We start from the raw sequence: 7,789 nt of genomic DNA on the forward strand, positions 1-7,789 counted from the left end.
TCTCCTTCCTCGCGGTGTATTTCATTTATACAGAAAGTTTATGAGCCCGTATTCCGTATTATGTCTGAAAAATCAAAAATCAAAAATATTTTTTTATCTCTTGTAATCTTCCGAAAATATGATAGACTATAAATTTGGACATCGTTTTTAACAAAAAGATTACTTATATATGGAAAGAAAGGATTTTGATTATATGAAGACCAAGCGTGAAGATGTTCGTAACGTGGCCATTATCGCCCATGTCGATCACGGTAAAACTACACTCGTTGACGAGCTTTTGAAACAGAGCGGTGTTTTCCGTGCAAACCAGGAAGTCCAGGAACGTGTCATGGACTCCAACGATATTGAGCGTGAGCGCGGCATTACGATTCTCTCCAAAAACACCGCAGTTCATTATAAGGATGTAAAAATCAATATCATCGATACTCCAGGTCATGCGGACTTCGGCGGCGAGGTAGAGCGTGTGCTGAAGATGGTAGACGGCGTTATTCTTCTTGTGGACGCCTTCGAGGGTGCCATGCCTCAGACTAAGTTTGTACTTCGTAAAGCTCTCGAACTGGATCTGCATGTTATTGTCTGCATCAACAAGATCGACCGTCCGGAAGCACGTCCGGAAGAGGTTGTTGACGAAGTTCTGGAGCTTCTTATGGATCTGGATGCATCTGATGAGCAGCTTGACTGCCCATTCCTGTATGCTTCCGCAAAAGCCGGCTATGCAGTCCGTAACCTGAACGACAAGCCGGAGAATATGGCTCCGCTTTTTGAAACCATCCTTGAAGCAATTCCGGCTCCGGAGGGTGATCCGGACGGAGATACACAGGTTCTTATCAGCACCATTGACTACAACGAATATGTAGGACGTATCGGTATCGGTAAGGTTGAGCGCGGAACCATTTCCGTAAACCAGGACCTTACACTTCTGAACCATCATGATCTTGACAAACATGAGCGCGTAAAGATCAGCAAACTTTATGAATTTGACGGTCTGAACAAGGTTGAGGTCAAGAGTGCAACAATCGGTGCTATCGTAGCAATTTCCGGTATTTCAGATATTCATATCGGTGATACACTTTGTGCAGGAGACAACCCGGAAGCAATTCCATTCCAGAAGATCTCCGAGCCGACACTGTCCATGAACTTCCTGGTTAACGACAGCCCGCTGGCAGGACAGGAAGGTAAATATATCACTTCCCGTCACCTTCGCGATCGTCTCTACCGTGAGCTGAACACCGATGTCAGCCTTCGTGTAGAAGATACTGAGACAACTGAGTGCTTCAAGGTTTCCGGCCGTGGTGAGCTTCATCTCTCCGTTCTTATTGAGAACATGCGTCGTGAGGGATATGAGTTTGCAGTCAGCAAACCGGAGGTTCTTTACCATACAGACGAACGTGGACGTAAACTGGAGCCAATGGAAATCGCATATGTTGACGTTCCGGAGGAATTTTCCGGTACGATCATCCAGAAGCTCAGCGAGCGTAAAGGTGAACTCCAGGGCATGAGCACGGCAAGCGATGGTACTGTACGGCTTGAGTTCGCAATTCCTTCCCGTGGACTGATCGGATTCAGAAATGAGTTCCTTACTTCCACCAAAGGTACCGGTATCCTGAACACAATGTTCGACGGATATGCACCATACAAGGGAGATTTTCCATACCGTAAACAGGGCTCTCTTATCGCTTTCGAGGCTGGCGAGACTGTTACTTACGGACTTTTCTCCGCTCAGGAGCGTGGTACACTCTTCGTAGGACCTGGCGAGAAGGTTTACAGCGGTATGGTTATCGGACAGAACGGTAAGGCTGAGGATATCGAGCTTAATGTCTGCAAGACAAAGCACCTCACCAACACCCGTTCCTCTTCCGCTGACGATGCATTGAAGCTTGTTCCGCCAAGAATCTTAAGTCTTGAGCAGGCCATCGAATTCATCGACCAGGATGAGCTTCTTGAGGTAACACCTACAAGCCTTCGTATCCGTAAGCGTATTCTGGATTCCAGAGACAGAAAACGTGCTGCTTTCCGTAAGAGCTGATAATCCGGCACTGCTGGTACAGCTGAAAATTCATATTGCAGAAGTAAGCAGACATTACAAGGTTCTCTTGCCATATGCTTCTGCTTCCGGTATATGAATCATTGCATTATATCAGACATGAACTGTCATACAGGAGATTAAGAGATTTCCTGTGTGGCAGTTTTTTTATATTATGTTTCAATTCTCCACTTTAACGCGATATGATGTTTTTGTGAATTATTTATCAAATTTTTGAATTATTTTTGTTAATTTTTTATCGAATTTTTCTATTGACGTCTGGCAAAGGCTAAACTATAATGTGTTCATGATCGCTTGACAAAAGTTTAACGTTAATATTTTAACCGAATAATTGTGTGTTTGTTATTCAGTTGAAGCGTTTTATCTTTTGCCTGTCCCTCATATGTATGCGTGTTTATTGTCAATACTGACAAATAATTAACATGTATTTTGTGCATAGTGCTGAATTTCAAGATTTTTTTGAAAGGATTTTCAAGAGGTTCAGTTTACTGCAAAGTAACTTTTACCGTGTTTTCCCACACTTTCGGATTCGTCATTTTGCCCATAGCGGCAATTCCATGAATTTGCGTTTTTTTCTGAATTTTGTTACTATATCAGTATCAAAACAGAAAATTCAATCAGATTGAATCAGTAACGCAGTGCGGGGACTCACAAAAAAGCTCTGCAGCATCTGCCGGCTGACAAAAAAATATGCCGACAGCACCACAGACTCATTATCATATGAATAACAGGAGGATTCCACATGGCAAAGAAAGAGACTATCCCAACCATCATCAACACTCCAGAAGCCCTGACCGCGAAAATAGCTGCAATGAAAGAAGCACAGAAGATCTTCGCTACCTACACACAGGAGCAGGTCGACAAGATCTTCAAGGCTGCTGCTACCGCAGCTGACAAGATGCGTATTCCCCTTGCGAAAATGGCCGTTGAAGAAACCGGCATGGGAATCATGGAAGACAAGGTTATCAAGAACCATTACGCAGCAGAGTACGTTTACAATGCATACAAGAATACTCAGACATGTGGCGTTGTAGAAGAAGATAAAGCATACGGAATCAAGAAGATCCTTGAGCCGATCGGACTGGTTGCAGCAGTTATCCCGACTACCAACCCGACTTCTACAGCAATCTTTAAATCTCTTATCTCACTGAAAACACGAAACGCTATCATCATCAGCCCACATCCACGTGCGAAAAAATCCACCATCGAAGCAGCGAAGGTCGTTCTCGAAGCAGCTGTTGCTGCCGGCGCACCAGAGGGAATCATCGGCTGGATCGATGTTCCAAGCCTGGAGCTGACCAACATGGTTATGCAGAATTCCGATATCATTCTTGCTACCGGTGGTCCTGGAATGGTTAAAGCCGCTTACTCTTCCGGTAAACCAGCCGTAGGTGTAGGACCCGGAAACACTCCTGTAATTATTGATGACAGCGCAGATATCCGTCTTGCGGTTAACTCCATCATTCATTCCAAGACATTCGATAATGGTATGATCTGTGCTTCCGAGCAGTCCGTAACTGTTCTCGAGAGCATTTATAAAAAAGTAAAAGACGAATTCATCTACAGAGGCTGCTACTTCCTCAAGAAAGATGAGATCGAAAAAGTCAGAAAGACAATCATCATCAATGGCGCACTGAACGCCAAGATCGTAGGACAGAAAGCTGCTACTATCGCTGAGATGGCCGGTGTTAAAGTTCCGGCTGATACCAAGATCCTTATCGGCGAGGTTGAATCCGTAGATATCAGCGAGGAATTCGCACATGAGAAACTTTCCCCTGTACTTGCCATGTACAAGGCCAAGAACTTCGACGATGCTATCGCAAAAGCTGAGCGCCTTGTTGCTGATGGCGGATATGGACACACCTCCTCTCTCTACATCAATGTAAACGAGACAGAGAAGATGGATAAATTCGAGGCCGCTATGAAGACCTGCCGTATCCTCATCAATACACCTTCTTCCCAGGGTGGTATCGGAGACCTTTACAACTTCAAACTTGCTCCTTCCCTCACACTTGGCTGCGGTTCCTGGGGCGGAAACTCCGTATCCGAGAACGTTGGTGTGAAACATCTTCTCAATACTAAGACCGTTGCTGAAAGGAGAGAGAATATGCTCTGGATGAGAACACCGGAAAAGGTTTACTTCAAAAAAGGCTGCATGCCGGTTGCTCTGGATGAGCTCGGTACTGTTATGGGCAAAAAACGTTGCTTCATCGTAACAGACTCTTTCCTCTACAAGAATGGTTACACCAAACCGATCGAGGATAAGCTGGACCAGATGGGCATTGTACACACATGCTTCTCCGATGTTGCTCCGGACCCATCTCTTGCTTCCGCAAAAGCAGGTGCAAAAGCTATGACAGCATTTGAGCCAGACTGCATCATCGCTCTCGGCGGCGGTTCCGCAATGGATGCCGGCAAGGTTATGTGGATGCTCTACGAGAATCCGGATGCTGACTTTTCCGACATGTCCATGGATTTCATGGATATCCGTAAGAGAATCTACACTTTCCCGAAAATGGGCAAAAAAGCTTATTTCGTAGCGATCCCGACCTCTTCCGGTACAGGTTCTGAGGTTACACCGTTCGCCATCATCACAGACCAGGATACCGGCGTAAAATGGCCGCTGGCTGACTATGAGCTCCTTCCGGATATGGCGATCGTAGATACCAACAATATGATGAGTGCACCAAAAGGACTGACTCGTGCTTCCGGTATCGATGTTATGACACATGCGATCGAGGCTTATGTTTCCATGATGGCTTCTGACTACACAGACGGACTTGCGCTGAAGGCTGTCAAACTGGTATTCGACTACCTGCCACGTGCATATAAAGACGGCAATGATGTAGAAGCCAGAGATCATATGGCTAACGCTTCCTGCATGGCAGGTCTTGCATTCGCCAATGCTTTCCTTGGTGTAAACCACTCTCTTGCTCATAAGCTTGGTGCTTTCCATCACCTGCCACACGGTATCGCTAATGCAGTAGTTCTTCTGGATGTTATGCGTTATAACAGTGCCGAGGTTCCTACTAAGATGGGTACCTTCCCACAGTATCAGTATCCAAAGACACTTGCACGTTATGCTGAGATTGGACGTTATGTAGGTCTTACAGGCAAAGACGATGCTGAAGTATTCGAGAAGCTTCTTGCAAAGCTGGATGAACTTATGAGAACTATCGAGATCCTTCCGACGATCCGTGACTACGGCGTAGATGAGAAATACTTCCTGGAGACTCTGGATGAGATGTCCGAGCAGGCCTTCAATGACCAGTGCACCGGCGCTAACCCGAGATATCCGCTTGTATCTGAGCTGAAAGAGATCTATCTCAAAGCTTACTACGGCGAAGCTCCAAAGAAAGAAGATAAAAAAGCTAAATAAATAACCTGTGGAACACCCCCTTTATATGAAGCCAGCCGGGAGCTTATGATACTCCCGGCTGGCTTTTTATTCGTTCATACTATTACAATTTCCAGAGCATAAAAAGACTCCTGACACCAGTTTATAAATATGTTCTGCCAACATATTCTTCAAACTGTGCAGGAATCTTTTTTATGCTTTTTCTCAGCTATATTGCTTATTCTATTATTTATTCAGGCCATACTCTGCAGCAAGTTTCTTAAACTCAGGCAGAGAATTCACAATCGTATCATAGGATACACAGTATGCAAGTCTTACATAACCAGGGCATGCAAAAGAACTTCCCGGTACCATAAGAATGTTATACTTCTTTCCGGCCTCGCAGAAGGCTTTTTCATCGGCAACCGGAGACTTCACGAAGAGATAAAATGCGCCCTGTGGTTTGATGCATTCAAAGCCACATTCTGTCAGTCCGTTATAAAGAGCAAGACGGTTCTTGTCATAAGCTGCCACATCTGTCTTAGCATCCACGCATTTTGCAACCACCTTCTGGATCAGGGACGGCGCATTGACACAGCCAAGTGTACGGTTGGCGATCGTTGCTGCTGTGATCAGCTCTGCACTTCCGTCTGCTTCATCCGGGATTACCAGATATCCGATACGCTCACCAGGAAGAGAAAGTGATTTACTGTAGGAGTATCCTACAACTGTGTTGTCATAATATTTCGTAAGGTATGGAACCTCAACTCCGTCGTAAACCAGTTCACGATACGGTTCGTCAGAGATCAGATAGATCACGGTACCGAATTCCTTCTGTTTTGCTTCCAGAATTGCGGAAAGTTTTTTGATTGTTTCTTCTGAATATACAACTCCTGTCGGGTTGTGCGGCGTGTTGACAATGACAGCTCTCGTCTTTGATGTGATCTTCTGCTCAAATTCAGCAAGATTCGGCTGGAAGGTTGTCGTATCCGGAGAGATTTCCACAAGAACACCATCATAGTTACGTACATATGCACCATATTCCAGGAAATAAGGCGCAAAAACAATCACTTCTTCCCCAGGATTGAGGATTGTCTTCAGAATTACGTTCAATCCACTTGCTGCACCAACTGTCATAATCAGATTCTTTGCAGCAAATTTTGTATCAAAACGTCTGTTGAGGGATTCTGCGATTGTCTGACGTACATCCTCAAATCCGGCATTGCTCATATATCCATGAAGCACTGTAGGATCTGTATTATTGGTGATCTCAATGATCGCTTCACGGACACTGTCCGGAGCCGGTACGCTGGGATTTCCCAAACTGAAATCGAATACCTTATCTGCACCGTATTTCGCACGAAGACGGTTGCCTTCCTCAAACATCATGCGGATGGCGGAATTGTTCTGTACATAGGGTTTCATTTTTTCTGATATCATGGTGGTTATCGCTCCTTTTGTTTAGATTTATGTAAATTTCCTCTCAGTATTTACTGATTATTATATCAAGTGTAACCCTTTACAGCTTTAGATGTCAATGCTTTATTTATTTAACGTAAGTAAGTATTACTACACACATTGAAAACATCTGCTGCAGCAATTCATATTCTACAATCAGTAACTGACTAACTGCTCACTAAGACTTTAATTTTGTCTCAGATTTTTTCCTCATAAACCACACAGATAATGAACTTCCTATTGCTGCTACCAGTAAGCCTGCCAGCACATCTGTCGGATAATGTACACCCAGATACAGCCTGGAAAAAGCTACCAGTGCTGCCACAGCAACTGCCGGTACTCCGATCTTCTTCGGCAGCATCCGCACCATGACCAACGCTACCGCAAAGGAAGCCGTTGTATGTCCAGACGGAAAAGAAAAGTCCGTGGGCTTTGCTATCAGCGGAATTAACGCTTCAATCTCTGCAAACGGACGCGGTCTTGCCACCAGATTTTTAAGAAGAAGATTCGTCACCAGAAATCCGAAGATCAGCGACAAAGCCGCCGCACATCCGGTTGTTCTTGTTTTCGGAATACACAGAAGTACTATCACGCATACGATCCAGAACCACCCTCCGTTTCCCAGAAATGTAAAAAATTTCATAATTGCAGTCAGCGGATCCACCCGCAGATGCTGCTGGATCTGGAGCAGGATTTCCCCGTCCAGAGGTTGTATTGGCTGTAGAAAAGCGTTCATATACTCTTTCCCCACTTTTTATATTTTTTCAGGCAGAAGATTACGCCCAGATTTCCTCTGCCTGTTCTGTTTTGCATTATTATACCGTATTCTTTTTGTTTTTTCACAAACAGAAGTCAAACAATTGATTAATATTTTGTGAACTACTCGGCAACTGAGTTACCAGAGCATCTGAATTAAGGCGGGATACCGCCTTTTCAGGGTGCGTCCATGA

Annotated in this window: 4 protein-coding genes; 2 read left to right on the forward strand and 2 right to left on the reverse strand. The window is 44.8% G+C overall.

The genetic code is table 11. The annotated features are described in order from the left end of the window. Positions 1-193: 193 nt before the first annotated feature. Positions 194-2,026: a translational GTPase TypA gene (typA, locus tag WMO28_RS09270; RefSeq protein WP_178642222.1), complete on the forward strand. Its 1,833-nt coding sequence runs from the start codon at positions 194-196 to the stop codon at positions 2,024-2,026. A 760-nt stretch (positions 2,027-2,786) separates the two neighbouring features. Further along, positions 2,787-5,423, forward strand: a complete 2,637-nt coding sequence (gene adhE / locus WMO28_RS09275; RefSeq protein ID WP_349056762.1) for a bifunctional acetaldehyde-CoA/alcohol dehydrogenase — start codon at positions 2,787-2,789, stop codon at positions 5,421-5,423. 204 nt (positions 5,424-5,627) lie between these two features. Here the strand turns inward: adhE and WMO28_RS09280 are convergent, their stop codons facing one another. Further along, entirely contained in the window at positions 5,628-6,821 is a 1,194-nt protein-coding gene (locus WMO28_RS09280; protein ID WP_349056764.1) for a pyridoxal phosphate-dependent aminotransferase, read from the reverse strand. Positions 6,822-7,017: 196 nt separating this feature from the next. Then, positions 7,018-7,575 (reverse strand): phosphatase PAP2 family protein, encoded by a 558-nt coding sequence (locus tag WMO28_RS09285; protein ID WP_178642514.1) that lies wholly within the window; start codon positions 7,573-7,575, stop codon positions 7,018-7,020. Positions 7,576-7,789: the final 214 nt, after the last annotated feature.

Origin of the sequence: Blautia aquisgranensis (assembly GCF_040096615.1) — a bacterium.
GTDB classification, from domain to species: domain Bacteria; phylum Bacillota; class Clostridia; order Lachnospirales; family Lachnospiraceae; genus Blautia_A; species Blautia_A aquisgranensis.

Excerpts from the sequence above, each read along its gene's own strand:
- typA (WP_178642222.1), top strand. The coding sequence starts at position 194 with ATGAAGACCAAGCGTGAAGATGTTCGTAACGTGGCCATTATCGCCCAT.
- adhE (WP_349056762.1), top strand. The coding sequence starts at position 2,787 with ATGGCAAAGAAAGAGACTATCCCAACCATCATCAACACTCCAGAAGCC.
- WMO28_RS09280 (WP_349056764.1), bottom strand. The coding sequence starts at position 6,821 with ATGATATCAGAAAAAATGAAACCCTATGTACAGAACAATTCCGCCATC.
- WMO28_RS09285 (WP_178642514.1), bottom strand. The coding sequence starts at position 7,575 with ATGAACGCTTTTCTACAGCCAATACAACCTCTGGACGGGGAAATCCTG.